The 26,184-nt window shown below is 59.0% G+C and carries 29 protein-coding genes and 1 tRNA gene; 11 read left to right on the top strand and 19 right to left on the bottom strand.

Going from position 1 to position 26,184, the window contains the following annotated elements; all coding sequences use genetic code 11:
- Positions 1-19: 19 nt before the first annotated feature.
- Both C3B54_RS02715 and C3B54_RS02710 read left to right on the top strand, forming a co-directional pair.
- Entirely contained in the window at positions 20-280 is a 261-nt protein-coding gene (locus tag C3B54_RS02715; protein WP_158665484.1) for a YgaP family membrane protein, read from the top strand.
- A 126-nt stretch (positions 281-406) separates the two neighbouring features.
- Complete coding sequence (locus C3B54_RS02710; protein ID WP_104913132.1) at positions 407-823, top strand: DoxX family protein; 417 nt, start codon at positions 407-409, stop codon at positions 821-823.
- Between the two features lie 15 nt (positions 824-838).
- Here the strand turns inward: C3B54_RS02710 and C3B54_RS02705 are convergent, their stop codons facing one another.
- The 4 genes from C3B54_RS02705 to ychF all read right to left on the bottom strand — a co-directional run bounded on the left by C3B54_RS02705 (position 839) and on the right by ychF (position 3,994).
- Positions 839-2,074 (bottom strand): Fic family protein, encoded by a 1,236-nt coding sequence (locus C3B54_RS02705; protein ID WP_104913131.1) that lies wholly within the window; start codon positions 2,072-2,074, stop codon positions 839-841.
- 127 nt (positions 2,075-2,201) lie between these two features.
- Complete coding sequence (locus C3B54_RS02700) at positions 2,202-2,531, bottom strand: HigA family addiction module antitoxin (protein ID WP_211286317.1); 330 nt, start codon at positions 2,529-2,531, stop codon at positions 2,202-2,204.
- Positions 2,532-2,624: 93 nt separating this feature from the next.
- Complete coding sequence (locus tag C3B54_RS02695) at positions 2,625-2,870, bottom strand: type II toxin-antitoxin system Phd/YefM family antitoxin (RefSeq protein WP_104913129.1); 246 nt, start codon at positions 2,868-2,870, stop codon at positions 2,625-2,627.
- Positions 2,871-2,920: 50 nt separating this feature from the next.
- Positions 2,921-3,994 carry a redox-regulated ATPase YchF gene (ychF, locus tag C3B54_RS02690; protein ID WP_104913128.1) on the bottom strand — a complete coding sequence of 358 codons (1,074 nt, stop codon included), beginning with the start codon at positions 3,992-3,994 and terminating at the stop codon, positions 2,921-2,923.
- Positions 3,995-4,075: 81 nt separating this feature from the next.
- Between ychF and C3B54_RS02685 the strand changes: the two genes are divergently transcribed.
- The gene (locus tag C3B54_RS02685; RefSeq protein ID WP_104913127.1) at positions 4,076-5,332 is read left to right on the top strand and encodes a DNA recombination protein RmuC; all 1,257 of its coding nucleotides are present in this window, start codon (positions 4,076-4,078) and stop codon (positions 5,330-5,332) included.
- A gap of 43 nt (positions 5,333-5,375) precedes the next feature.
- On the opposite strand, the gene glpX is transcribed toward C3B54_RS02685, so the two are convergent.
- Positions 5,376-6,368 carry a class II fructose-bisphosphatase gene (gene glpX, locus C3B54_RS02680; protein ID WP_104914223.1) on the bottom strand — a complete coding sequence of 331 codons (993 nt, stop codon included), beginning with the start codon at positions 6,366-6,368 and terminating at the stop codon, positions 5,376-5,378.
- 141 nt (positions 6,369-6,509) lie between these two features.
- Between glpX and fbaA the strand changes: the two genes are divergently transcribed.
- A complete protein-coding gene (gene fbaA / locus C3B54_RS02675) occupies positions 6,510-7,535 on the top strand; it encodes a class II fructose-bisphosphate aldolase (protein ID WP_104913126.1) in 1,026 nt (341 codons plus the stop codon).
- A gap of 47 nt (positions 7,536-7,582) precedes the next feature.
- Here the strand turns inward: fbaA and C3B54_RS02670 are convergent, their stop codons facing one another.
- Positions 7,583-8,644, bottom strand: coding sequence for a 4-hydroxy-3-methylbut-2-enyl diphosphate reductase (locus C3B54_RS02670; protein WP_245868033.1), 1,062 nt, complete (start codon positions 8,642-8,644; stop codon positions 7,583-7,585).
- A gap of 75 nt (positions 8,645-8,719) precedes the next feature.
- Here C3B54_RS02670 and xseA point away from each other — a divergent pair, with 75 nt between their 5' ends.
- The 4 genes from xseA (at position 8,720) to C3B54_RS02650 (ending at position 12,321) form a co-directional block, all read left to right on the top strand.
- Positions 8,720-9,934, top strand: coding sequence for an exodeoxyribonuclease VII large subunit (gene xseA / locus C3B54_RS02665; RefSeq protein ID WP_104913125.1), 1,215 nt, complete (start codon positions 8,720-8,722; stop codon positions 9,932-9,934).
- Positions 9,935-9,958: 24 nt separating this feature from the next.
- A complete protein-coding gene (locus C3B54_RS02660) occupies positions 9,959-10,192 on the top strand; it encodes an exodeoxyribonuclease VII small subunit (protein ID WP_104913124.1) in 234 nt (77 codons plus the stop codon).
- On the top strand, positions 10,185-10,793 hold the full coding sequence (locus C3B54_RS02655; protein ID WP_158665483.1) for a DUF4245 family protein: 609 nt from the start codon (positions 10,185-10,187) through the stop codon (positions 10,791-10,793). Before C3B54_RS02660 ends, C3B54_RS02655 begins: the two co-directional genes overlap by 8 nt.
- Positions 10,794-10,917: 124 nt before the next feature.
- Positions 10,918-12,321, top strand: a complete 1,404-nt coding sequence (locus C3B54_RS02650) for a class II fumarate hydratase (protein WP_104913122.1) — start codon at positions 10,918-10,920, stop codon at positions 12,319-12,321.
- Between the two features lie 59 nt (positions 12,322-12,380).
- On the opposite strand, the gene phoH2 is transcribed toward C3B54_RS02650, so the two are convergent.
- Together phoH2 and C3B54_RS02640 are read right to left on the bottom strand one after the other, a co-directional pair.
- Entirely contained in the window at positions 12,381-13,733 is a 1,353-nt protein-coding gene (phoH2, locus tag C3B54_RS02645) for an RNA 5'-3' helicase PhoH2 (RefSeq protein WP_104913121.1), read from the bottom strand.
- Positions 13,734-13,840: 107 nt separating this feature from the next.
- Positions 13,841-14,626, bottom strand: coding sequence for an isoprenyl transferase (locus C3B54_RS02640; RefSeq protein WP_104914221.1), 786 nt, complete (start codon positions 14,624-14,626; stop codon positions 13,841-13,843).
- 195 nt (positions 14,627-14,821) lie between these two features.
- Here C3B54_RS02640 and trhA point away from each other — a divergent pair, with 195 nt between their 5' ends.
- Complete coding sequence (gene trhA, locus C3B54_RS02635; protein ID WP_104914220.1) at positions 14,822-15,502, top strand: PAQR family membrane homeostasis protein TrhA; 681 nt, start codon at positions 14,822-14,824, stop codon at positions 15,500-15,502.
- On the opposite strand, the gene C3B54_RS02630 is transcribed toward trhA, so the two are convergent.
- Positions 15,477-15,788, bottom strand: a complete 312-nt coding sequence (locus C3B54_RS02630; RefSeq protein ID WP_104913120.1) for a hypothetical protein — start codon at positions 15,786-15,788, stop codon at positions 15,477-15,479. The two genes, trhA and C3B54_RS02630, sit on opposite strands and share 26 nt — an antisense overlap.
- 56 nt (positions 15,789-15,844) lie before the next feature.
- Between C3B54_RS02630 and C3B54_RS02625 the strand changes: the two genes are divergently transcribed.
- Together C3B54_RS02625 and greA are read left to right on the top strand one after the other, a co-directional pair.
- Positions 15,845-16,324: a DUF4307 domain-containing protein gene (locus C3B54_RS02625; protein WP_104913119.1), complete on the top strand. Its 480-nt coding sequence runs from the start codon at positions 15,845-15,847 to the stop codon at positions 16,322-16,324.
- A 66-nt stretch (positions 16,325-16,390) separates the two neighbouring features.
- Positions 16,391-16,882 carry a transcription elongation factor GreA gene (gene greA, locus C3B54_RS02620; protein WP_104913118.1) on the top strand — a complete coding sequence of 164 codons (492 nt, stop codon included), beginning with the start codon at positions 16,391-16,393 and terminating at the stop codon, positions 16,880-16,882.
- A 35-nt stretch (positions 16,883-16,917) separates the two neighbouring features.
- On the opposite strand, the gene ilvA is transcribed toward greA, so the two are convergent.
- The 10 genes from ilvA to eno form a co-directional block, all read right to left on the bottom strand.
- Complete coding sequence (gene ilvA, locus C3B54_RS02615) at positions 16,918-18,177, bottom strand: threonine ammonia-lyase (protein ID WP_104913117.1); 1,260 nt, start codon at positions 18,175-18,177, stop codon at positions 16,918-16,920.
- Positions 18,174-19,307, bottom strand: coding sequence for an AI-2E family transporter (locus C3B54_RS02610; RefSeq protein WP_104913116.1), 1,134 nt, complete (start codon positions 19,305-19,307; stop codon positions 18,174-18,176). Before C3B54_RS02610 ends, ilvA begins: the two co-directional genes overlap by 4 nt.
- A 35-nt stretch (positions 19,308-19,342) precedes the next feature.
- A complete protein-coding gene (locus tag C3B54_RS02605; protein WP_104913115.1) occupies positions 19,343-20,230 on the bottom strand; it encodes a M48 family metalloprotease in 888 nt (295 codons plus the stop codon).
- A 56-nt stretch (positions 20,231-20,286) separates the two neighbouring features.
- Positions 20,287-20,853, bottom strand: coding sequence for a LemA family protein (locus C3B54_RS02600; RefSeq protein WP_104914219.1), 567 nt, complete (start codon positions 20,851-20,853; stop codon positions 20,287-20,289).
- A 50-nt stretch (positions 20,854-20,903) separates the two neighbouring features.
- Positions 20,904-20,980, bottom strand: a tRNA-Leu gene (locus C3B54_RS02595).
- Positions 20,981-20,992: 12 nt separating this feature from the next.
- Positions 20,993-22,366, bottom strand: coding sequence for an NAD(P)/FAD-dependent oxidoreductase (locus tag C3B54_RS02590; protein WP_104913114.1), 1,374 nt, complete (start codon positions 22,364-22,366; stop codon positions 20,993-20,995).
- Positions 22,367-22,400: 34 nt separating this feature from the next.
- Positions 22,401-23,645: a S8 family peptidase gene (locus C3B54_RS02585; protein WP_245867983.1), complete on the bottom strand. Its 1,245-nt coding sequence runs from the start codon at positions 23,643-23,645 to the stop codon at positions 22,401-22,403.
- Entirely contained in the window at positions 23,627-24,127 is a 501-nt protein-coding gene (locus C3B54_RS02580) for a DUF501 domain-containing protein (protein ID WP_104913113.1), read from the bottom strand. The genes C3B54_RS02585 and C3B54_RS02580 overlap by 19 nt, the downstream gene beginning before the upstream one ends.
- Positions 24,124-24,705, bottom strand: coding sequence for an FtsB family cell division protein (locus C3B54_RS02575; RefSeq protein ID WP_104913112.1), 582 nt, complete (start codon positions 24,703-24,705; stop codon positions 24,124-24,126). Before C3B54_RS02575 ends, C3B54_RS02580 begins: the two co-directional genes overlap by 4 nt.
- Before the next feature lie 55 nt (positions 24,706-24,760).
- Positions 24,761-26,044 carry a phosphopyruvate hydratase gene (gene eno, locus C3B54_RS02570; protein ID WP_104913111.1) on the bottom strand — a complete coding sequence of 428 codons (1,284 nt, stop codon included), beginning with the start codon at positions 26,042-26,044 and terminating at the stop codon, positions 24,761-24,763.
- Positions 26,045-26,184: the final 140 nt, after the last annotated feature.

The following is a 26,184-nucleotide window of genomic DNA, read 5'->3' as shown; positions in this document are numbered from 1 at the left end:
TGGGGGTATCTTTAGGGTCATGAAGAAAGATAAGAACACCCTCGCGATGATTTCGTTCATGTCTGGCCCGTGGGGCCGAGGTGCCCGCATCGTCGGCGGTGTCGCCCTGTGGGCGATCGCCATCATCGATGGCGGCTGGGCGTGGTTACTGGCCATCCCCGGCACCATGATGATCACGACCGGGGTGATGAACTACTGCCCCGCCGGTCTGATGCTGGAAAAGCCCAAAGACCGCTCCGAATTTATGGCGTCACTAAAGCCCGTCAACCTACTGAAATAACCCGAGGGTCCACGTAACCCGCCACTGGCAGGTCATCCACCCGGTTGCCTTTTGCGGTGCACGAAGCCTTGGGGACATCCCTCCCCGAGGCCCGATACGAAGTAACACACAACGAGGAGTAATGACGTGAATATTGTCTTGTGGGCCATGCAGTGGCTTTTTGGAATCTACTGGCTCGCCATCGGAGCCGTGCACTTCATCGTCCCGTCGGGACTGCCCGCGCCAATGTCGTGGATGTATGAACTAAGCCCCGAACTCCACGCGATCTCCGGCACGCTAGAAATCTTGGGTGGCCTCGGACTGCTCCTACCCGCGCTGTTGAAGCGCGCAGTGTTCTTAGTACCCCTCGCCGCACTGGGCCTTGCCGGCGTCATGGGTGCGGCAATGATCTGGCACGTGCAGCACGAGAGCTTCGCGCAGACCGGTCCGTTGAACATCACGATCGCTGTGATCATGCTCTTTATCGCCTGGGGCCGTTGGAAGCTGCGGCCACACACCCCCCGGGTCCAGGCCACAGCCCCCGAAAGTCCCGTCCGGGCCTAAGACACTCCCGCTGGCTTAGAGCCAACGAGTCGAAGGCGCAACACGCCGCCCGATGCGCTCCTCCAGTTCGCTCAGTTCAGCCATCACGTCTGTCGCGACCCATACCCGCCAACGCGGGGAGCCCGTGAGCTCCTCCAGAATGCCGGCCGCGCTCAGGTTTTCGATGGCCTCATAGGTGCGACGACGCGACGACCCCGTGGCAGCCTCGGCGCGAGTGATGTCAAGCACGGGAGCGTGCAGCAACGCAGCGAGGAGCGCATGGGTTGTCGACCCCCGCCGGGCGGTGACCCGCTCCTGCCACTGGGTGGGGAGCATCGCCAGTCGGTCAGCCGATTCGAGCGCCGCATCCGCCGCAGCAATGGCGCAGTGAGCGACGTACTCCACCAAAGCAACCGGGTTACCTGCCCGGTAACTGGCCAAATGAGTGAAGTAGCTCTCGACGTCAGCGAGCATTGCGGCAGCGACAGGCACGGTGGCAGTCGCGGTTAATCCGCGGCGACGAAACATCGCACCAATCAAGGCCCGCCCGATACGCCCGTTGCCATCGGTGAAGGGGTGGATAGCCTCGAATTGTCCGTGGACCAGCGCCGCTTGCGTGATCGCTGACATGTCGGTGCGGCGGGCGAACTCCAGCACATCGTCCATGAGTGGGCGCACATGCTCACTCGGAGGTGGCACGTGCACCGCACCACGAGGCGATGAGTCGGACCCGCCGATCCAGTTCTGCATCGGTCGGTACCGGCCGGCGTACTCACCTTCCAGGAGGTCACCCGCCATGAGTTGCTCGTGCGCCCCGAGAATCCCCTCATGGGTGAGGTCCCCATCAGCCCACGAGCTCGCAAGAGCACTGAGCGCCTGACTTGCCGCTATTGTGGCCCGCGCGCTGGCGGTGGCGCCGGCGCCAATCGATGCGCGGGCAAGGTCATCCATGCTCGAGTACACTCGCTCGATCTTTGATGACGCCACCGCTTCTGAGCGCACCAAGAGGAGTTCAAGGCCTCCAAGGTGTTCTGAACGTGCTTCGACACGAGCGATTGATGCAACCGCGCGCTCAACAACGTCATCGAGTCCGGCGGGAAGATTAAGAGTCTTGTCAGCGATAAGGCCCGGGGTCTCCACCGTCACTTCCTTCAGCATCCGATCAGCAAGATTCGGACGATTGCCCGAGGCACTCCGCTGATCTGGGTTGGTCACCCAGGGTTGGGCCACCTTCGTGACCGCGGGCCAGTTGTTGTGAGGGTTGTCGCTCATGTGCCACCTTTATCTTCCGACACTAAGCCTACACTTAAGTGTCACTTGATGACATAAGTGACACTTAAGAAGGTCGTAAGTGTCACTTAGAGAGGATGACCTCGGCGTCGATCATGCGCATCGCGAGCTAGGCACGATCCAGGGGCGTGATGGCCTCCAGCAAATCCCCCAAAACCTCTGCTTCTCGCTCTAGGTCGTACATCGTCTGCAGGTTAAGCCAGAACCCCGCCGTGGTGCCAAAGAATTGGGCTAAGCGCAGCGCAGTGTCAGCTCTGATTCGGCGCTTGCCGTGCACAATCTCACTAATCCGCTGGGGCGCAACACCAATCGCGAGCGCGAGCTTGCGCTGGGAGACACCCCATTCCTGGAGAAACTCCTCCCACAGCACTTCTCCCGGATGCACAGCGTCCCACAGGCCCTCCACGTCAGCTTCGGTGACAGTCGACACGTTCGCCATTGTCAACCCCTCCATGCCTCCACACGAAACACACTCCCCCCTGCTGATTTATCCGAAGGCTGCACTCGCCCGGTCCGTCGCTGCCCGAGGCTCTTACCCGCCGAGCTGCTCAACCAGCTGGTCATGAGAGACGCTGCCCCGCTCTTGCCGGGCGCGCGCCGCGGTCTCAACATCAGCTTGGTCTTCCATCGCCTCTAGGGCGCGACGATAGAACTCCGGAGAGACCACAACAGCTCGGACCCGTGCACCTCGAGAGGTAATTTCTACCGGTTCGCGCTGGGCTGTCGCGATGTAATCACTTTGGCGACCACGAAACTCCGAAAGCGTTACCGATGCCATGGCGCCCAGAATACAAGATGATCAAGTTGTACAACAAGGCCGCTTGGTGGCTAACTCGAGAAACGAAACTCCACGACATCGCCATCGTGCATTACATAGTCCTTGCCCTCAATGCGGGCTTTACCTTGGGCTCTAGCTTCCTGGAGCGACCCCGCTGCCACCAGGTCATCAAAGCTTGTGACTTCCGCTTTGATGAAGCCCTTTTCGAAGTCGGTGTGGATCACACCGGCTGCTTGGGGGGCTTTTGCCCCTTTCGGGATTGTCCAGGCACGGGATTCTTTAGGGCCTGCGGTGAGGTAGGTGTGGAGACCGAGGGTGTCAAAGCCCACTCGGGCGAGCTGATCCAACCCGCTCTCGTCTTGACCGAGCGAGGCGAGAAGTTCCCCGGCCTCTTCCGCACTCAAGTCCATCAGTTCACTTTCCACCTTCGCGTCTAAGAAGACCGCTTTGACCGGTGCAACCATTTCGCGCAGTTCAGCCATCTTGGTGTCACTGGCCAAAACATCCTCGTCGACGTTAAATACATAGAGGAAGGGTTTTGCCGTGAGAAGGCCCAATTCTTTGATGGGGCTCACATCCACACCCGCCTGAAAGAGTGTCTCACCGCGATCAAGAACCTCTTTGGCGGCGAGCGCCGCCTCCAGCGTGGCCGGTTCGGCGCGCTTACCTTTGACTTCCTTTTCTAGGCGCACAATGGCGCGCTCCAAGGTTTGCAGGTCGGCCAAAATCAGTTCGGTGTTGATGGTTTCTAAATCCGATGCGGGGTTGACCCCACCATCGACGTGGACGACATCCGGATCGGAGAACACTCGGACTACTTGGGCAATCGCGTCGGCTTCGCGGATATGGGCTAAAAACTGATTGCCGAGCCCTTCGCCTTCGCTGGCGCCTTTCACAATTCCCGCGATGTCCACAAACGACACCGTCGCCGGAACAACCTTTTCGCTGTTGTGCATTTTCGCGAGAGTGTCGAGCCGGCTATCGGGCAGGTTCACCACACCAATGTTGGGTTCAATCGTGGCGAACGGGTAGTTCGCCGCGAGAACGGTGTTCTTTGTCAGGGCATTAAATAGCGTGGATTTGCCGACATTGGGCAAACCGACGATTCCGATTGTGAGAGCCACAACCCCCGAGCCTACTGGAGCACACCGGGCCCAAGGCCACAAACCCCCAGTGGCGTCAGTCGTGGGTGAGAGACTGAGGCTATGGATTTTCTTGGCTTATTGATCATCGTGGCGCTCCTGGTCGGCGTCGGGCTCGGACTGGGCGTGGCCGTATTTTTTCGCCGTAACCAGTTTGCGACTCTTCAGTCACAACTCCAATCAGAACAAGAGCGCTCCCAGGCCCTTGTGGCCCAACTTGAACTTCTCCAACACCAGTACGACCAGCTGCGGGAGAAAAACACTGAAGATCAGAAACTGATCCACATGCTGGAGCCGCTTCGCGATCAACTGACCAAAGTGGACCGGGCCGTCACCGAAATGGAGCGCGTAAGAAGCGAACAAGCCTCGACGCTTTCCGAACAGCTACGCCAAGTCGTTCACAACGATGAGCAGCTCCGCCGAACGACCGAATCACTAGAGTCGGCACTCCGCGGTGGGCAAACCCGAGGACGTTGGGGCGAGGTGCAACTGCGCCGTATCGCCGAAAGTGCGGGGCTGTTGAACAAGCTCGACTTTGTCGAACAAAAACAGGTCGAAGGCGATGGTCTCGGCAAACCGGATATGACACTTCGACTTCCGGGGGACAAATACATCGCCATCGATTCAAAAGTGCCTTTTTCGGCCTACTGGGATGCCCAAGAGATCCCACCCTCAGCAAGTGGTGATGAACTGCGTCGACGCACAGCACTCTTAGAGGACCACGTCAAAGCCGTGCGATCCCACGTGGAAAGCCTCAGTAAAAAGTCGTACTGGAACAACCTCACCAACTCCCCCGAATTTGTCATCTGCTTTATCCCCACAGAAGCCCTTCTCTCAGCCGCGCTCGAAGAAGACCCCGATTTGATGGAGTGGGCGTTTAGCAAACGGGTCGCCCTCGCATCGCCCGTGTCGGTGTGGTCGGTGATGAAAACTGTCGCCTTCGCCTGGCAACAAGACGCCCTCACCCAAGACGCCAAAACACTCTTCGAAGTGGGCCGAGAACTCCACCAGCGCCTTGGCACCATGGCCGAGCGAATCGACAAACTGGGTCGCTCCATTCGAGGAGCCGTCAAGGACTACAACTCCTTCGTCGGAACCCTCGAATCCCGCGTGATTCCCAGTGCGAGAAAACTGAGTGTGCTGGGCGACAGCGACGGTATGCCAGAACACATGCCCGGGATCGACGAACCAGTGCGAGATATGAGCGCCAGCGAACTCACCTCCGCCCTCGACAGTGATGCTTCTGGCGATGGCGATGGTGATGGTGATGGTGATGGTGATGGTGACAACGATGACCCAGCGGAGCTGACAAAGAATTAGCCGGGTTGCCGCTCTCTAGCGGGGCGCACAGGACGGTGTCTGGCTACTCGTCTAACCACTTGGCGGCTTGGTGGTCAGCGCTCACCCGGCGCATTGTGCCCGAGCGTGAGCGAAGGGCAATACTTTCCGTAGAAATCAGGCCACCCTGGCGGCGCACTCCTCGAACCAGCTCACCGTCGGTCACACCGGTTGCCACGAAGAACGTGTTGTCGCTGCGCACCAAATCGTCCAAACCGTAGACGTGATCAAACTGGAGACCGGCGTCTTTCCCGCGCTGGCGCTCATCGTCAGTCTGTGGGGCCAGTCGACCCTGCATGAAACCCCCTAGGGCTTTAATGGCGCAGGCCGTGGCGACACCCTCAGGGCTTCCCCCCACCCCGACTGCCATATCAATGCGACTGTCGTGCCGGGCAGCATTAATTCCTGCCGCCACGTCACCATCGAAAATGAGCCGTGTTCCGGCACCGGCGTCTCGAATCTGCTGGATCAAATCCTCGTGGCGGGGCCGGTCCAGCACCGCGACGCGAATCTCATCGATGGGCTTACCCTTTGCCCGAGCTAACGCGGCAATGTTTTCAGCCAAGGGCCGGTCAATATCCAACACCCCGATGCCCTCTTCCGAGGCCACCATTTTTTCCATATAAAACACGCTGGACGCATCGAGCATGCTGCCGCGCTCTGCCACGGCAATCATCGAAATGGCGTGGCTTCGCCCGGCAGCGGTCAACGACGTGCCATCGATTGGGTCAACCGCAATATCGACCTGGGGGCCCTGGCCGGTCCCCACCAGTTCACCGTTGAACAGCATCGGCGCATCATCTTTTTCACCCTCCCCGATGACCACCAACCCCTGAAAGTTCACGGTGGAGAGGAATTTACGCATCGCGTCCACGGCGGCTTTGTCAGCCGCGTTCTTATCGCCCCGGCCAATCCAGGGAGTCGCACGAATGGCGGCAGCCTCCGTCGCCCGAACCAGCTCCATCGCCAAGTTTCGATCGGGGTGACTAAACAATTCGCCGGGTTCTTCGTTAATCATGTCCACCCCTTCAGGCCAAGTTTCTCCAGTCTAGTCAGGCGCCCGTTTGTCCTCACCGGCGACAAGGTCGGGGACCCTTCAACGCCTGCAGGCGGGGCGATAGGCTGGTGTCGACGTCATCGCTACCCGTAGGAGAAACTCATGCCGGTTGTCAGCACCGAACAGTACGCCCACATCATCGACCAGGCGAAAGACCGCGGATTCGCACTCCCCGCCATCAACGTCAGCTCTTCCCAAACCATCAACGCCACCCTCCAGGGCTTCGCCGAAGCCGAATCGGACGGCATCATCCAGGTCTCAACCGGTGGTGCTGACTACTTCTCCGGTCACACCATCAAAGCCCGAGTCTCCGGCGCTATTGCTTTTGCCCAATACGTCACCGAAGTGGCAAAGAATTACCCCATCCACGTCGCCGTCCACACCGACCACTGCCCCAAAGACGCCCTCGACGGGTTTGTTCGCCCGCTGATTAGTTACTCCGAAGCTGAAGTAAAAGCCGGCCGGGCCCCCCTGTTCCAGTCCCACATGTGGGACGGATCAGCCGTGCCGTTGGCGGAAAACCTTCAGATCGCCCAGGAATTGCTCGAGCGCACCAGCGCAATCGGGCAAATCCTTGAAGTGGAAATTGGTGTCGTCGGTGGAGAAGAAGACGGTGTCAGCCACGAAATCAACGACAAGCTGTACACCACCCTCGAAGACGCCATCGCAACGGTCGAAGCGCTCGGCCTCGGCGAAAAGGGTCGTTACCTCACCGCGTTGACCTTCGGAAACGTTCACGGTGTCTATAAGCCAGGAAACGTCACACTGAAGCCCGAACTCTTAGCCGAAATTCAAGAAGGTTTGGCCGCCAAATTCTCCACCGGAGCAAAACCGATGGACCTGGTCTTCCACGGCGGGTCTGGCTCAACCGAAGAAGAAATCGCCGCAGCCGTTTCACACGGTGTCATCAAAATGAACGTCGACACGGACACCCAGTATGCGTTTACCCGCAACATCGCACACACCATGCTCACCAAATACGACCAGGTGCTCCGTGTCGACGGTGAAGTGGGAAACAAGAAGGTCTACGACCCGCGCTCATGGGGTAAGGATGCGGAAACCGCCATGGCAGCTCGAGTGGTCTCCGCCGCCCAGCAGCTGGGTTCTGCCGGCAACGCCCTCAAATAGAACGACCCACTAAACGCGTCAGTGCGCCAAAGGCGCACTGTGAGTTCTTAGCGGGTGCGACCACCCAGAGCGCGCTCATCGGTTTTTCCTTGAGCGTCTTTGCGCAGTTCTTTCGGAAGTGAAAACTGCAGGTCCTCTTCAGCAGTACGAATTTCTTCCACATCGCGATAACCCGCATCGGCCAAATCCTCTAAGGCCTGATCAACAAGAACTTCAGGAACGGAAGCCCCTGAGGTGACACCAATGGTGTTCACCCCTTCCAACCATTCCTGTTTGATTTCGCTGGCGTAGTCGACCCGGTAAGACGCGCGGGCACCATACTCCAGGGCCACTTCCACCAGGCGCACACTGTTGGATGAGTTTTCCGATCCCACCACGATGACCAAATCGCACTCTTCGGCAATTTTCTTAATCGCCACCTGCCGGTTTTGGGTGGCGTAGCAAATGTCGTCGCTGGGGGGATCCTGCAGGTGTGGGAAGCGTGCACGCAGCCGCCGCACGGTTTCCATCGTTTCATCGACACTCAACGTGGTCTGTGACAACCAAATGAGGTTCTCCGTTTCCGGAATCTCAATCCGGTCTGCCTCATCCGGGTCATTGACCAGGGTGGTGTTCTCGGGAGCGTGACCCATTGTGCCTTCGACTTCTTCGTGACCGTCGTGGCCGATCAACACAATGTAAAAATCTTGACCCGAGAAGCGCACCGCTTCGCGGTGCACCTTTGTCACCAGAGGACAGGTCGCGTCAATGGCGTGAAGGTCACGCTGTTTCGCCTCTTCCACCACCATCGGTGAGACACCGTGGGCACTAAAGACAATGGTGGAGCCTTCGGGTACTTCTTCCACCTCATCAACAAAGACCACGCCACGCGCTTCAAGTTCGCGGACCACGTGAATGTTGTGGACGATTTGCTTGCGCACGTACACCGGGGCGCCGTAGCGCTCGAGGGCTTTTTCGACGGCAATGACCGCGCGGTCAACACCCGCGCAATACCCGCGAGGGGCTGCAAGCAGGATCCGTTTTGTCCCCGACACGGGGAGATCTTGAAGCTTTTCTCGCCGCGCCGGAATAACGGGTTGCTCGAGCAGGGTCGCAGATCCGTTGGAAATAGTCACCCGCCCAGTGTAGCTAGGGCAGGGACCATGAGGCTGAAAAATCTCACCCCAGTGGCTTAGCCTGGAGCAGTGAGCAGCACAGCGGGAAACGATTCGTCACCGGAGTCTCCGTGGAGCCTGCAACGCCTTTCTGAATCCCTCGAGGTCTACATCAACCGGCTCGGTTCGGTGTGGATTGAAGCAGAAATTACCCAGTGGGGTAGCTCCGGTGGTCACGTCTATGGGCGGGTCAAAGACCCGGAAGAAGACGTCACCGTCGACATCACCATTTGGCGCACCACCAGGGAGCGCATCCCCGAAGGGGTCGGCCAAGGCGACCGTGTTCTACTGAAGGTCAAGCCCAACTGGTATGTCCGCGGCGGCAAACTGTCCATGAATGTTTTGGATTTGCGCCTTGCGGGGCTTGGTGAACTACTGGCCAAGATTGAAGCTCTCCGTGTCGCACTCACCGCGGAGGGCCTGTTCGACCCGGAGCGCAAAAAAGTGCCACCGTTTTTGCCACAGAGTGTGGGTTTGGTCACCGCAAAAGATTCAGACGCCGAAAAAGACGTGTTACACAACGCCACCGCCCGTTGGCCTGAGGTGCAATTTCAGGTCGAACACGCCAGTGTTCAAGGCGATCGCGCGGTGCCAGAAATTATTGCCGCCTTAGATCGCCTCGAGGCCAGCGGAGTTGACGTCATTGTGATCGCCCGAGGCGGCGGTGATTTCCAACACCTCCTTCCCTTTAGCGATGAGCGCCTGTTACGCCGAGTGGCAGCACTCGATATCCCGGTGATTAGTGCCATTGGGCACGAAGCAGACAAACCCCTTTTGGACGATGTGGCGGATGTTCGGGCATCGACCCCCACTGATGCCGCCAAACGGGTAGTTCCCGATGTCGCGGAAGAGCGCCGGCGCATCAACGAAGCACGCTCACGGTTGACCCTTCGCCTCCAGGGCATCATCGATGGTGAAACCGAGCGCCTTGAGATGATGAGACAACGACCCGTCGTGGCCACGCCCAGCACGGTGGTTGATCGTCACGCCGAAGATGTGCTGCGCCTAGTTCAGCGAGGTGTGGACGTCACGGACACCCTTTTGACGTTGCAACACTCCCGGCTGGAGTCCCTGCGGGCAAGCGTCCGTGCGCTCTCCCCGCAAGCCACCCTCGATCGTGGTTACGCCATCGTTCAATTGGCTTCCGGCGAACTGGTCAGTTCGCCGCAGTCGGTGAAGGCCGGCGATGCGTTACGCCTCCGGGTCAAGGACGGCGAAATCGCTGCAGAAGTCACGGACTCTTAAGACACGGACTCTTAGGATGGTCTCGTGACCACTCCCGATAGCGCCCCCGAGCTTCCCGAGGATATTGCCGCCCTCAGTTACGAGCAAGCTCGAGACGAGCTCGTTGACGTTGTCAGCCGCCTGGAACAAGGTCAGGTGACCCTAGAAGAATCCATTTCGTTGTGGGAGCGAGGCGAAGCCCTCGCCACACGCTGTGAACAGTGGCTTGATAATGCCCGCCAGCGCCTCGATTCGGCCCGAAAAGCCGCGGATGAGTAACCAGGAAACTCCCGAAGAAGCCAGAGCCCGTAAGGAAGAAGCGAAGAGGCTTCGCCGGCAGCGACAAAATATTCGAAACTTGGTGGCCTCCATCGGTGCCTCACTCGGCATCGTCGTGTTTTTGGTATTGGTGGTCGCCAGGCCAGATGAGACCATCCCGCAACCCATCGACTATGAAGCAGTCGCCAGTCAAGCCGCACCCAGCGCACCCGCTGACCTGATTGTCCCCGACCTGGATGACACGTGGTCATCAAACCGTGCCACCATCTCTGACGAAACTTTCGGCCAAATGTGGGCGATTGGGCTGATTAGTACCACCGGTGACTATGTCGAAATCGCCCAAGTCTTCAGCCCCAGCGGTGACGCCCTCACCGAAATCATTGGCCCAGGTGGTGACCAGTCCGAGACCACCTTGGCGGGCTCCGACACAATTCGTTGGACGCTCATTGACCGCAGTGGTGTTTCTGACCCGGGTAATGCCTCCTACGCACTGACGGCGGACACCACAATGGGTCTCGTCGTGGTCTCGGGAACCACAGAATCCGGGGTGTTGTTCATCGCCTCGACCATTCAGCGCGGTTACCCCGCAATCTGGCCCTGAGTAGAACACATCCCGCCGGTATGCTGTCTGGCGAGTGGACGCCTTCGGCCTCCCATCGCCCGAGCAATGCGACCACAGAATGACTGCGACCGCACACACCCCGTCACCCCGAGGAAGGTAACTGATGACCTCCGATGATCACGACTTTCGTATCGAACACGACACTATGGGCGAAGTGCGCGTCCCCAAAGATGCCCTCTACCGCGCACAAACCCAGAGAGCTGTCGAAAACTTCCCCATCTCGGGTCGCGGTTTAGAGCCCGGCCACATCATTGCGCTGGCCGAAGTCAAAAAAGCTGCCGCATCAGCTAACCAAGAATTGGGAATCCTGAGCGCAGATATCGCCCAAGCAATCATTCACGCAGCGGATGAGGTCATCTCTGGCCACCACCTCGAGCACTTCCCGGTCGACACCTACCAAACCGGCAGTGGCACCTCGTCGAATATGAACATGAACGAAGTGTTAGCCACGCTGGCCAGTCGCGAATCGAACGAGAGCATTCACCCCAACGACCACGTCAACGCTTCCCAATCCTCTAACGACGTCTTTCCCACATCCGTGCACGTCGCTGTCACCAGCGCGCTGGTCAACGATGTCGTACCGGCACTGGAGCACCTCGCCAGGGCTCTCGAGGACAAAGCACAAGCGTGGGCCACCGTCGTAAAGCCTGGGCGCACCCACCTGATGGATGCCACCCCGGTCACATTTGGCCAAGAATTTAGTGGGTATGCCCGCCAAGTGCGCCTCGGCATTGAGCGGATTCACTCCGCCCTTCCCCGCGTAGCAGAAGTGCCACTTGGAGGAACAGCCACCGGTACAGGGATTAACACCCCGGTGGGCTTTTCCGAGCGCGTCATTGCGCTTCTGGCAACCCACACCGGTCTGCCACTGACTGAAGCGCTGGACCACTTTGAAGCCCAGGGCGCGAGGGATGGTTTGGTCGAAGCCTCCGGCGCCCTTCGCACCATTGCCGTATCGCTGACAAAAATTGCCAACGATGTGCGGTGGATGGGCAGTGGACCCAACACCGGTTTAGGTGAGCTGGCACTACCCGATTTGCAACCGGGCAGTTCGATCATGCCGGGCAAAGTGAACCCCGTCATCCCCGAAGCTCTCCTCATGGTGTGCGCAAAGGTGGTCGGAAACGACCAGACGGTCGCCTGGGCGGGAGCGAGTGGAAACTTTGAACTCAATGTCGCCATCCCCGTGATGGCGTCGTCCCTGTTGGAGTCCACCCGACTGATCGCCAACGCGTCACGGGCTTTTGCCGATAAAACGGTGGCCGGGTTGGAAGTCAACGTGGAGCGCGCACGTGCCTTAGCCGAATCCTCCCCCTCGATTGTGACCCCCCTGAATCGCTTCATCGGATATGAAGCTGCCGCCAAGGTCGCCAAGCACGCAGTGGCAGAAAAGATCACTATCCGTGAAGCGGTGATTGCTTTGGGCTTTGTCGAGCGTGGTGAACTAAGCGAAGAACAACTCGACGCATCCTTAGACGTGCTGAGTATGACCACACCCGGACTTTAAGCCACACGCTCACCACCCGGCCCCACAGGGCGTCATCCACACCCGGGTTCCTGGTGGGTTTATTGGTGGTGCTGGCCGCCCTCCAGCAGGTCAGTGACCAGTGCGGCAATTTGGCTGCGCTCGGAGCGCGACAGCGTGACGTGGCCAAAGAGGGACTGGCCCTTCAACGCTTCAATCACGCTGGCTACACCGTCGTGTCGACCCACGCGCAAGTTGTCACGCTGGGCCACATCGTGGGTGAGTACCACACGAGAGTTTTGCCCGATACGACTCAACACCGTGAGCAACACGTTTCGCTCTAAAGATTGAGCCTCATCCACAATCACGAAGGCGTCGTGGAGTGACCGACCACGGATGTGAGTAAGCGGTAACACTTCCAGAATCCCCCGCTCCATGACTTCACTCACCACATTCGAGGACACCACAGAGCCCAACGTGTCAAAAGTGGCTTCCGCCCAGGGGTTCATCTTCTCGGCGTGATCACCGGGGAGGTATCCGAGCTCTTGGCCACCGACGGCGTAAAGGGGGCGAAACACCATGATTTTCCGATGCAGATTGCGCTCGAGCACCGCTTCCAGCCCGGCACACAACGCCAGGGCAGACTTACCGGTTCCCGCGCGGCCCCCCAACGAAACCATTCCCACGCTGTTATCCAACAGCAGGTCAATCGCCAACCGCTGTTCTGCTGAGCGGCCATGGAGACCAAAAAGGTCGCGGTCACCGTGGACCAAACTGATGGTCTTCCGTGCCGTCACTCGACCCAACGCCGAACCGCGTTCACTGGAAATCACCACACCGGTATTGAGCGGCAGGTCTTCCACCAGCTCCGTCTTCAACGACTCGTTGTCGTACAGGGCTTGAACGTCTTCGGAACCCAAAGCGATTTCTGACAGTCCCGTCCAACCCGAATCGACAGCCAATTCCGCACGGTATTCCTCGGCGGCGAGACCCACCGACGCCGCTTTGACCCTCATGGGGAGGTCTTTAGACACCACAGTGACCGGGATATCCTCGGCTGCAAGATTGACCGCAACAGCCAAAATCCGTGAATCGTTGTCACCCAACTGCAAACCACTGGGCAACACCGACTGGTTGGAGTGGTTCAGTTCAACCCGCAGGGTTCCGCCATCACCCACACTGATCGGAAAGTCCAAGCGTTCATGTTGTTGGCGCAAATCATCCAAGTACCGCAATGCTTGGCGAGCAAAATAGCCAATTTCTGGATCGTGGCGTTTGCCCTCTAGCTCCGAAATAACAACCACGGGGAGTACCACGTGGTGCTCGGCAAAGCGAAACAGTGCTCCCGGATCACTCAGCAGCACTGAGGTGTCGAGGACGAACGTCCGCTCCCTCGTGTCGGCCTGAGTGGTGCTGGCGCTGGTAGTTGAACGAGGGGTTGCGGATCGGGTCACCGTGTCTCCTTCGGAGCTGAGGTATCGCGTTACCCACAGACGCTACGTCAGCAGCCCGCCAGAGCAAGAGAAGACACGCGGCCGCACACAGCCAGAAAGGTGAACTCCTAGTGACCAAACCGTCGGGCCCGACGACCGTAGTCGCGCATGGCTCGAAGAAAGTCGACCTCCCGCAAATCAGGCCCCAATGCTTCAACGAAGTAAAACTCGCTGTGGGCGGCCTGCCAAATCATGAAATCGCTTAAGCGTTGTTCGCCGGAGGTGCGAATCACCAAATCAAGATCTGGTTGCCCCCCGGTGTAGAGGTGTTGGGCGATGCTCTCCACACTGACTGTTTCGGCGAGGCCTTCCAAGTCACCACCCTGCTGGTGGTGGGCGTCGACCAAGCGGCGTACCGCCTGGGTGATTTCTTGTCGACCGCCATAACCCACAGCAAGGTTGACATGGAGGCCCGAGTTGTTCTCTGTTCTGGCTGTTGCGGCATCGAGTTGACCAAGCAGGCCGTCGGGGAGGTCATCACGGTGACCGACGTGTTGGACTCGCCAGTTGCGGAAACGAGAGAGTTGGTCGGCTAAGGATTCAATGATGTCGCACAGGGCATCAAGTTCTGCCTTATCGCGGCCAGTGATGTTGTCGGTGGACAGCAGGTAGAGGGTGACCACTTCAACGCCAAGGTCATCACACCAGGTGAGAAACTCGTGAATCTTGTCCGCACCCGCTCGGTGGCCGTGGGAGGAGGACTCGAGGGCACGCTGTTTCGCCCAACGACGGTTGCCATCGAGAATGAGCCCAATGTGGCGGGGGTGGTTTTTGCCGTCCACCTGACCTTTGAGGCGGCGGGTGTAGAGGCTGTAGATCAACCCCAGTCCGGGAATCAGACTTCTGCGAGGCACAGGACTACCGTAGTCCCATTCCTGGGCCACCGTGCACGGGTGCCACCATTGGCTGCATGCTCAGCCGATGGGTCTTAGCGTGGGGGTGTGAACCACTCCTCGAAACGCCCACAGTCACCTGCAGACGAGCCGTTGCAATCCGACTTCTCCCCGGGCCAGAGCAACGGCGACGGGTTGGGCGAGGACGAGGGCTACCTGGCTGTTCCCTTCGTGGAGGAGGCCATTGACTACCACGCCTCTGCCATCACACCCAGCTGGCGGGGTTGGATACACCTGGGCACATTCCCTTTCGCCATCGTTGCCGGCATTGTGTTGGTCGTCCTCGCAGACGGAGTTGTCGCGACCGTGTCGAGCGCTGTCTTTGCGCTCAGCTCCCTGGCCCTATTTGGTGTGTCGGCCACCTATCACCGGTTTACGTGGTCTACCTGGACAAAAGCCATCCTGCGACGCATTGATCACTCCAACATCTTTTTCCTCATCGCCGGTACGTACACCCCCATCGCCACTCTGGCTTTAGTGCCCGCACAGGGCACACTGTTGTTGACTTTGGTGTGGTCGGGGGCACTACTGGGTGTGGGTTTGCGGGTTTTGTGGCTAAACGCACCCCGTTGGATTTATGTGCCCCTGTATCTCTTGCTCGGTTGGGCTGCCGTGATGTACACCCCAGAATTGTGGGAAGCCAACCAGGCGATGATGGTCCTCGTCGTCGCCGGCGGCTTGCTCTACACGCTGGGTGCCGTCGTCTACGCCACCAAGTGGCCTAATCCGTCAGCCAGAGTGTTTGGCTTTCACGAAATCTTCCACGTCTTTACCGTGTTGGCTTTCGTGTGCCACTGGTCCGCGGTGTTCCTTATCGCGGTGAATCCTCCGCTGTAGCGGAGGAAGAGGGCCCAGTATCAGTGGTGCTCACATTCGAGGGCTCGGTGTCCGCCTGTGTGGCGGCCACTTCCCGGTCGAGACGCTCACCGATTTCTTGGCGGTAGCGCACCCTTCGCACCCGGCGCACCATGTCCAAGATGAGGGCCAGTGCCGCAATCGCCACTAAAAAGGTCACCACAAATCCCACGACTCCCGGTGTCACCGACACCGGGTCGACTTCAATGGGGGGAATAAGTTCGGAGGCGATGATCACGGCCAACGACTCCCCTTTCTGGCTCAGCACCCGCCCATATCCAGGCGATAATCTCTAGCCATTACGGTATCGGAAGGCGGTGTGTGATGTCCCGAGAGGACACCCAGGATTCTGCCACCGCGTACCGTGAGACATCCTTGGGCGCCGAAGCTGCCGAAACGAGTGATTCCGTTGACGACCTTCTCGCTGACCGGTACGGCAACACCTCACAGGACCGTCGGGGCCAACGCCGCTGGGCCATTGCCGGTGGGAGCGGTGTGGCGGTGGTGTTACTCGCCTGGTTGGGTTGGGCGGGTTTAGGACAACCAGGAACACAGTTTGAAACCCGCGACTTGGGTTATCAACTAATCAGTGACCAAGAGGTGAGTGTCCGGTTTGAAGTGTCCACTACCCCCGGAAACACCCTGTCCTGTGCGGTACAAGCGCTCAACGCCCAATACGGGATTGTGGGGTGGAAGATTGTCGATATTCCTGCGGCCGAGGTGCGTACCCGCGTGTTTAACCAACCCCTTCGCACCAGTGAGCCCGCCGTCACAGGCTTGCTCTACGAGTGTTGGTTGACGTAGTCTGAGCAAATCTCAACCGGTGTCCGAATGGGGCCGGTTGTTAGCTATTTAAAGGGGGATTGACTCGTGGCAGACACATCAGACCACACGGTTTGGCTGACCCAGGAAGCCTACGACCGGCTTGCGCTCGAGTTGGAACAACTCTCCACAAAAGGTCGAGCAGAGATTTCTAAACGCATCGAGATCGCCCGCGAAGAGGGCGACTTGAAAGAAAACGGCGGCTACCACGCGGCGAAAGACGAGCAGGCGAAAATCGAATCGCGTATTCGAAATCTCACCGACATGCTCAAACACGCGCACGTGGGTGATGTGCCGGAAAGTTCCGGAGTGGTGGAACCAGGCACTGTGGTGACCGCCCACATCCACGGCGATGAGGAAAAGTTCTTGCTCGGTTCTCGTGAACTCGCCGGCGATACTGACCTCGATGTGTACAGCGAGCAAAGCCCCATCGGCCAAGCCATCATCGGCTTGAAAGTCGGCGATTCCAGTACCTACACGGCCCCCAGCGGTGCCGAAATCGCCGTCGAAATTATCGACGTCGAAACGTTCCGTCCGTAATTCGAGCTACCGGACCCCCTATGCGGGTCCGGCGGTTAGAAGTCAGTGCGCGGCTCGTAACCTTCACGCCGGAGGGCTTCCAGAACCTGTTCGGCATGTTCTGGCCCGCGGGTTTCGATGTGTAGTTCCAGTTCCACCTGACTGATCTGCAGGCCCGTACCGTGGCGGGTGTGGAGCACTTCTACGACGTTGGCGTTTTCATCGGCCACGATTTCTGAGGTTCTCGCTAACTGACCGGGCCGGTCGGGAAGCGGGATACGCATCTTCATGTAACGCCCGGAGCTGGCCAGACCGCGGCTAATCACCCGCTCCAAAATCATGGGGTCAATGTTTCCCCCGCTCAAGATCACCGCGGTGGGGCCTGTGGCTTTCACCAGACCGCTCATGACGGCCGCAACAGCGACAGCTCCCGCAGGTTCGACCACCATTTTGGCTCGCTCCAAGAGCACCAGAATGGCGCGGGCGGTCTCGTCATCGTCAACGGTGACCACCTCATCGACCGTGTGTTTGATGATGTCGAAATTCAACTCTCCCGGTTTCGACACGGCGATGCCGTCAGCAATAGTCGGCTTGACCGACACCTCCACGATTTTCCCGGCTTCGATCGACAGCGGGTAGGGGGCAGCGTTTGTAGCTTGCACACCAATGACTTTGATGCTTCGACCTTCGAGGGCAGCACGCTGCTTCATGACGCTGGCGACACCAGCCATCAGACCACCACCACCGATGGGAACCACAACGGTTTCCACTTCAGGCATTTGGTCAAGAATCTCAAGCCCCACCGTGCCTTGGCCGGCCACCACATCGTGATGGTCAAACGGTGGAATACGCACCGCACCCGTTTGCTTGGCAAACTCACTGGCTGCCCGCAGTGGGCCAATCATGGTGTCGCCGGTGAGGACCACTTCCGCGCCGTAGGCGCGGGTCGCTTGCAGTTTGGGAAGAGCCACACCGGTGGGGGTGAAGATGGTGGCCTTAATGCCCAACTCTTTGGCGGCAAAGGCGACACCTTGGGCGTGGTTTCCCGCGCTGGCCGCCACAACACCGCGGGCGCGCTCCTCTTCACTCAGTTTCGACATCCGGTTAAACGCGCCGCGGATTTTGTAAGAACCGGTGCGTTGCAGATTTTCACACTTCATAAACACCGGAACACCGAGAAGTTCTTCCAAGTAGCGTGAGACTTCCATGGGCGTCACCTGCGCCACGGCAGATACTGTCGCTCGGGCAGCCTCAAAGTCGTCGAGGCTGGGTCCCGGGATTGCGACAGCTGCAGTGTGTTGGTCGACTACGGTCATGCCCTCAAGCCTCCCATTGGCGGGGCCACCCATTTCGCGGCCTCCGGGTCACCCACCCATTCGGAGCGTGACAGGTAAGTGATGAACACGTTCAGGTAGGCGACAACGGGTACCGCAAACAGCACACCCGGGATTCCGGCGAGGAACCCTCCCGCTGAGACGGCCAACACCACGGCCAAAGGGTGAACTTTCACTGCTGCGCCCATCACGAGTGGTTGCAGAACCTGACTCTCTAACTGCTGCACCGCCAAGACGATAATCACCATGATCAGTGCGGCGACCGGTCCGGCATAGACCAACGCGATGAAGGCGGCAATAGCTCCCGTGACAAACGCACCAATAATGGGCACAAAACCGCCGAGGAACACGGCGACGGCGATGGGTAAGACCAAAGGCAAGCCCAAGAAGAACGCCCCCAAGCCAATGCCGAGTGCGTCGACTGCAGCCACAAAGATCTGCACGTTGACGAACTTCGTGAGGGTGGCCCAGCCTTTCGCACTGGCGCCCGCTACCGGAGCCCGGGCATCACTGGGTAAGAGCCCCACCACCCAGCGCCAAATTCTGGCGCCGTCGTGAACAAAGAAAATGAGGGCAAAGAAGGCAATACCAATACCCACCAGCACAGAGCCCACCGAGCTGGTCACCGAGAGTGCACCGGAGAGCACCCAGGCGGTGTTCCACTCCATGTCGATCAGGAAAGACTCGAACCATTGGGTGAGTTGGGCTTCGGTGACACCCAGTGGTGATTCCAGCAGGAAATCGATGAAATCTTCGTAGGCTTCTACGCTTCGCCTTTGCAGGGAGGCGAAATCACGGGTGATTTCTTCAACGACCAACCACACCAGAGCCGCTACCGCGGCAAATAGTGTGACCAGTGTGCTGAGGGTGGCCAACCACCCCGGAAAACCAATACGTCGAAGCTGCCTCGCCAAGGGCGTGGCGAGCACGGCGAGCAGCACCGCAATCAATAGTGGCACCACCAGGAAATTGAGTTGGATAACCAACAGCAGTGCGACGGCTAGGGCGCCAACGATGGCCATGAAGCGCCACGACCAGGCAGCAGCGATTTGCACACCCGGTGGCACTATCGGTTTTTCCCGACCCGCGCGGAGTTGACGTGGCAATGGCATGGGAAACAGTCTAGGTCGCTGTTGGCACAACAGCCCTAGAAGCGGGCCCGATTGTCCATCAAACGCTTAATTCGCTCCGGAATAGGAGGGTGGGTTTGAAACATTCGATCGATGACTCCCGGCTGAATAGGGTCAGCCATCCAGAGGTGGGCCATGGACGCCTGCTGGCGCTTCAAGGGTCGGCCATATTCACCAAGCTTGTTCAGAGCACTGGCCAAGCCCTCTGGGTGCCGGGTGGTCAAAGCACCTGTTGCGTCAGCCAAATACTCCCGTTGCCTCGACACCGCCGCCTGAATCACCCCTGCCAGTAAAGGCGCAAGAACCATGGCCAAAATTCCCACAATCAACAACACCGGGTGTGCGCCACCACCATTTCGCCGCATGCCCCCAAAAAAGGCCATCCGTGCGAGGAAATCAGCGAGCAGTCCGACAACAACCACGAGCCCAAACACGATGGTGGTGACACGAATGTCGAGGTTTTTCACGTGAGCCATCTCGTGGGCCATTACGCCCTCTAACTCGGTGTCGTCCATCAGATCCAAGAGGCCCGTTGTGGCGGCGACGGCAGCGTGTTCTGGGTCGCGTCCAGTCGCAAAAGCGTTTGGGGCCGGGTCGTTCACGATGTAGACCTTGGGCGTGGGAAGGCCCATCGTGATGGCCAGGTTTTCGACAATCCGATACAACCTGGGATTATCGCGCTTCTGAATTTCTTGCGCGCCGGCCATCGCCAAAGCCTGTTTGCCCGCTTGGTAGTACTGGATGACGACATAAATCAGCGCTCCGGCGAGGACCGCCCAGAAAATCAGTCCCGAACCATCACCAAACATGGCAGCCGCGAGAAAACCGAGAGCAGCGACGATGAGGACAAAGCCGGCCATGATGATGTACGTGTTGCGCTTATTCGCCGCGATTGCCCGATACACCGGCCAGCCCTACCTTCGGTAACCCACGACGTGGGGGTTGTGAACTCCGGACACGGTTAGAACTGAATACGCGGGGACTCGGCGATTGCTTCAGGGTTTGCCACTTCGAAGAAGTCGCGCTCACTGAAGCCCAAGTTGTTGGCAAAAATATTGTTGGGGAATAGTTGAATGCGGGTGTTCAGCTCCCGGACACCGCCGTTGTAAAAACGCCTCGCGCTTTGAATCTTGTCTTCAGTGTCGACCAATTCGCCCTGGAGTTGAAGAAAATTTTGGCTCGCCTGGAGCTGTGGGTAGGCCTCAGCCACCGCAAAAATGCTTTTCAGGGCATCCTGCATCATGTTCTCTGCTTGGGCCGCCTCAGTGGGTGACTGAGCCCCGATAGTCGCTGCTCGGGCTTTAGTGACGTTTTCAAACACCGCACTCTCATGCGTTGCATAACCCTTAACGGTGTCGACCAAGTTGGGGATGAGGTCCGCCCGCCTCTTCAACTGGACGGTGATGTCACTCCACGCCTCATCCACCCGCACGTTTAGGGTGACGAGTCCGTTATAGGTCGACCACAGATAGATACCGATTGCGACGACCAGTACGACCAGAATTCCCACAATGATTAGTGCGTCCATGGGCTCGAGCATACTGAGAAGAACTGAACATCCACCAGCCCTAATAGTGCTGGTGCCCCGGCGGGGACTCGAACCCCGACTGGGACGATTTTAAGTCGCCTGCCTCTGCCGATTGGGCTACCGGGGCCCGAAAATAAGTCTAGTTGGCGGACACTTTCGCCTTGGACGCGCGCTTCTTAGCGGTCGCTTCCGCAGCGGGAGAAGGCCTCGCCGCAAATTCTTCAAAAAACTCTCGAGGCTTTTGGACGGCCCGAATACTCGCCACATCCCGACCCCAGAACAACTGAAGCAGCCAGTCGGATACGACCCGGACTTTCCGCTCCCACATCGGCATCGCCAAACCGTGGTAGCCGCGGTGAGCCAAGAAACCCAAGAACCCAGTCAGCGCAAAGTTTCCGACCTGCAAGACACCCACACCGACTCCGAGGCCTGCGACAGCGCCCAAGTTTTTGTGGAAATAGTCTTTGGGTTCTTCGCCACGCAGGACAGCCGTGAGGTTTTTCGCCAGGTGCTTGCCCTGGCGCACGGCGTGCTGGGCGTTCGGGACACAGTATCCACCGACACCACCACCACTCAGATCGGGCACAGCCGCCACATCACCGGAGGTCCACATACCCTCCACAACACCGTTGTCGTCAATAACCCGCAGGTCTGCTTGCGCACGCACCCGACCGCGTTCTTCGAGGGGAACACCGGAGCCACCGAGCATCGACTGGGCTTTTACCCCCGCAGTCCACACCACCAGGTTGGTTTCCAGCGACTCGCCGGTCGAGAGTTCAATACGACCGTCCACCGCGCTGACCAGCTGGGTGTTGAGGTGGATGTGCGCTTCGCGCTTTTCAAGATTCTTAATCACCCAGTGGCTGGTCTTCAACGACACCTCGGGCATGATTCGATCCATCGCCTCGATGAGGTGGAAATGGGTATCCGAGATGGTGAGCTCAGGGAACCTCCGGAGGAGGTCACTGACCAAACCACGCAATTCGGCAAACGTTTCGATTCCGGCAAAGCCACCACCGACCACCACAACGGTGAGGAGGCGGTCTCGCTCTGGCCCTGGGGGCATGTGAGCGGCAATGTTCATGTTGTCGATGAGCCGGTCACGCACGGCAACCGCCTCTTCGACGGTTTTCATGCCAATGGCGACATCCGCAACACCGGGGATGGGGAATGTTCTGGTGACCGCGCCCGCAGTGACCACAACGTGGTCGTAGTCCACAGTGAAGGGGTCGCCAAATTCGGGGGTCACAGTGACCTGTTTATTGGCGTGGTCAATTCCAGTGACCCGGGCGGTAATCACTCGGGTGCGCTTCAGGTGACGGCGGTGGGGCACCACAACGTGACGGGCCTCAATAGAACCTGCCGCCACTTCAGGCAAGAACGGCTGGTAGGTCATGTAGGGCAAGGGGTCAATGAGGGTGACCGACGCTTCATTCTTTCGAAGCTGGCGCTCAAGCTTGAATGCGGCATAGAAACCGGCATATCCGCCACCGATGATCACAATGTTAGACACAATAAAAACTCTCCGACGAAGGGGCGTTACTGTCCTAATCTAGTGGCTTGTTGCGGGCATGCAGTACCGAGAAGCCGGCACCGATTGCGAGCAACACCACCAGCGCGACTCCCCCACCCACCATGAGAAGCGGGATTTGCTCGACAAACCCGGGGTCTGTCCGGGCAGTGACCGGTTGGCTCTCCCCCGCGAAGGGCACCTCGGGCGCAACGATCGGACCCAAGGGGTACACCACTTGTTGGTCGTCGCCTCGACGATAAATCTCCACCCACTCGTCAATAGTTCCTAGCGGATTAGCGGAGACCAGGGGAACATCGGCAGCGACAGCTTGGTAAGCATCAACCAGGCCAAACCCGTACAACGGGTCGGGAATGCTCGGGGTGACCGGTGTTGCCGTTGCCAAGATGCGGTTCACCACATTGGCGGCATCGAGGCCAGGGTATGCGGCACGGACCAGAGCGACAATGCCTGACACAATCGGCGTCGCCCCACTCGTTCCTGCCCACACGGCGTAACCCTCACCGGGTAGGGCGCCGACCAGGTTTTCACTGGGAGCCATCACCCCAATGGTGATTCCTTGGCTGGATGCTTGGGCGCTAGCCACACCCGATTGGTCCACGCCGCCAACAGTCAATACCCCCGGCATGGTCGCTGGCGCCCCGACCACTTCTGTTCCCGCCGAGCGGTTGCCAGCGGCCGCCACCACCACCACGTCGTTGTCTTCGGCATAACCAAACGCTTTGTCCCAACTGACTGGCCATTCCCTCGTGTTTCTGGTGAGTGAAAGTGAAATCACGTCTGCGCCGTTATCGACAGCCCAGATCACCGCCTCGGCAATCTGCTCATCTGCGGGAATGGTCGTGTTTTGAAAACTCATCGACACGCTGAGGATGGAAGCCTCCGGAGCGCTTCCGATAATCCCGTCATCACCACCGTGTCCTCGCCCGGCGGCGAGAGAAGCCACCATGGTGCCGTGCTCACTGGAGGAACCGACCGGTGTTTGGCCATTTACCGAACCGAGACCCGACACATCTGTTCCGCCAATCACCGCGCCACGAAGATCCTCGTGGTTACCGTCCACACCGGTGTCGATAATGGCAATGGTGACGCCCGCACCGCGGGTCACACTCCACGCATCAGTGATCCCAAACTCGTCCAGCCAATACTGACGATCACGCACCTCATCGGCGTGAGCCACCGGGGCGTTGACCCCCAGAGTCACACACAGCGCACCCAGTAGGACACCACCCACCAGGCGGGTCACACTTCTGGAGAACACCGGCACACCTCCAGGCTCCACTGAGTATCGGCTAGGGCCCAGTCCCCCACGGGGTTCACCCCGGGGCCTTCCGCGAGGGAGTGAGCAATCAGGGCGTGCAGGCATTTGACGCGCTCTGGCATGCCACCTGCGCTGATTCCGTCAATTTCGGGGACAACACCCCATTGGGCCCGGGTGTGGAGAAAATCTTCGTGGGCTTTCTGGTACTGCTGGCGCGCCTGCTCATCTTGGTGCAGTCGAGCCTCGTATTCGGCCATCCGTCCGGCGGCTTCCAACCGCGATGCCTCTTTCGTTCCAGAGGGCAGCGAGAGGTAGTAGAGGGTAGGAAAGGGTGTTCCGTCATCGAGGCGTGGAAGGGTCACCACCACCGCGGGGGCACCACACGCACACCGGGCAGCGATGGCGTGTAATCCACGCATCGGGCGACCTAATTGGTGAGCAAGCTGACGGTAATCCTCAGCACTGGGTGTTTCCCACGTCATTCGCCAGATCCTTCTGAGCCTGGCCGTGGTGTGGACTGTGGTGTGGACTGTGGTGTGGACTGTGGCCCGGGAATGAGGGGCTCATTGTCCGAGGGAATAGTCGACTCGTCCACACCGGGCAGAGCGTTGGTGGTGGCTGCGACCAAGTAGCTGGCGAACAGTGATTCTCGCCAATCACCCGAGGCCACCTGGATTTCATTGGTGACCGTCTCGGTGTCCTCTTCACTATCGCTGGGGAGGTCATCAAGAATCAGGTAGGTGATGTCGCCGGGGTACACAAACATGAGCCTGGAGCGCGCCTGAGTTTCCACAAACGCCCGGTCACTCCAACGCTCCAACTGGTCTTCTAGGGCCAATACTTCACGGTCAGTCGCCTCGAGTTCTTCTTTCAACTGCGCGATTTGTTGGCGCTGTTCTGCGAGGACTTGCAGGGAGGGCGACAACACCACAACGGCTGTGACGATTAGTGCCAACAGGGTGGCGGTGAAGCCTGAAGCTTGAAGGGACACAGTAAGTGAGCGCGACTTACCCGGCGCACGCTGCGCCTTCTTTTTCCCACCCTGTGTGTCACCGACCACATCGACAGTGTAGGTCGGTCAACTGACTCCCTCTCGGGGTTAAGCCGGTGGGTCGCTAGCTGGTCGAGAAACGCGGGTACGCTGCCGCTCCCGCGTAGCGGGCTTGACCGGCCAACTCTTCATCAATGCGCAGGAGTTGGTTGTATTTCGCGACCCGTTCGCTTCTGGCCGGTGCACCGGTTTTGATTTGACCACAGTTGGTGGCCACCGCAATATCGGCAATCGTGGTGTCTTCGGTTTCACCGGAGCGGTGCGAGAGCACCGCGGTGTAGCCACTGCTCTGGGCGAGGCCCACCGCGTCGAGCGTTTCGGTGAGTGAACCGATCTGGTTGACCTTCACCAGAATCGAGTTTCCCGCACCCTGGGCGATACCCTGCGCGAGTCGTTCCGGGTTGGTCACAAACAGGTCGTCGCCGACCAGTTGAACTTTGGATCCCAGTTTTTCGGTCAACGAAATCCAACCGGCCCAGTCGTTTTCATCTAACGGGTCTTCGATGGTCACCAGTGGGTAGTCGCCCACGAGTGCTTCGTAGTAGGCCACCATTTCGTCGGCACTCTTGTGTCCGCCCTCGAACCGGTAGGCACCGTCTTCGAACATTTCTGTGGCCGCAACATCTAAACCAAGCGCAATGTCAACACCGGGCCTAAAGCCAGCACGCTCAATGGCTTTCAGCAAAAAGTCCAAGGCTTCGCGGTTACTGGGCAGCTCGGGGGCAAATCCGCCCTCGTCACCCAAACCGGTTTGCAGACCAGCAGCTTTCAATTCGGATTTCAGTGCGTGGTAGGTCTCAGCCCCCATGCGGATTGCGTCCGACATTGAGGCGGCACCAATGGGCAACACCATGAATTCTTGAATATCCACACCGGTATCCGCGTGGGCACCACCGTTGATGACGTTCATCATCGGTACGGGCAACACGTGGGCGTTGGGGCCACCCAAGTATTGGTAGAGGGGCAGGTCGGCTGATTCGGCGGCTGCGTGGGCGACAGCGAGCGATACTCCCAAAATCGAGTTCGCCCCCAGGTTGCTCTTGTTGGGCGTACCGTCAGCGTGAATCAGTTCGTGGTCAACGGCGCGCTGTTCACTGGCTTCCATTCCTTCAATGGCAGGCCCCAACACATCGATGACTGCTGCCACGGCATTGCGCACACCTTTACCGAGGTAGCGAGACGCATCACCGTCGCGAAGCTCATACGCTTCGTGTTGTCCCGTGGATGCACCTGAGGGGACCGCAGCGCGGCCAATGGTCCCGTCTTCCAACAAGACTTCCACCTCGACGGTCGGGTTTCCCCTCGAGTCCAGAATTTCCCTCGCGGTGAGGGCCTCAATTTCGGCCACGACAACGTCCTTCCTGATGGTGTGCTTTGTGTCAGTAGAGCTCAATCCTACTGAGCTGTTTCACCCCCACCCGGAAACAGAGAATCTGTTCACCACGAGGTCACCTCACAGACTGAGACCGGCGATTAACCTGACGATTA

The organism is Pontimonas salivibrio (assembly GCF_002950575.1).
Taxonomy (GTDB): domain Bacteria; phylum Actinomycetota; class Actinomycetes; order Actinomycetales; family Microbacteriaceae; genus Pontimonas; species Pontimonas salivibrio.
This window is presented reverse-complemented; position numbering and strand designations above follow the sequence as displayed.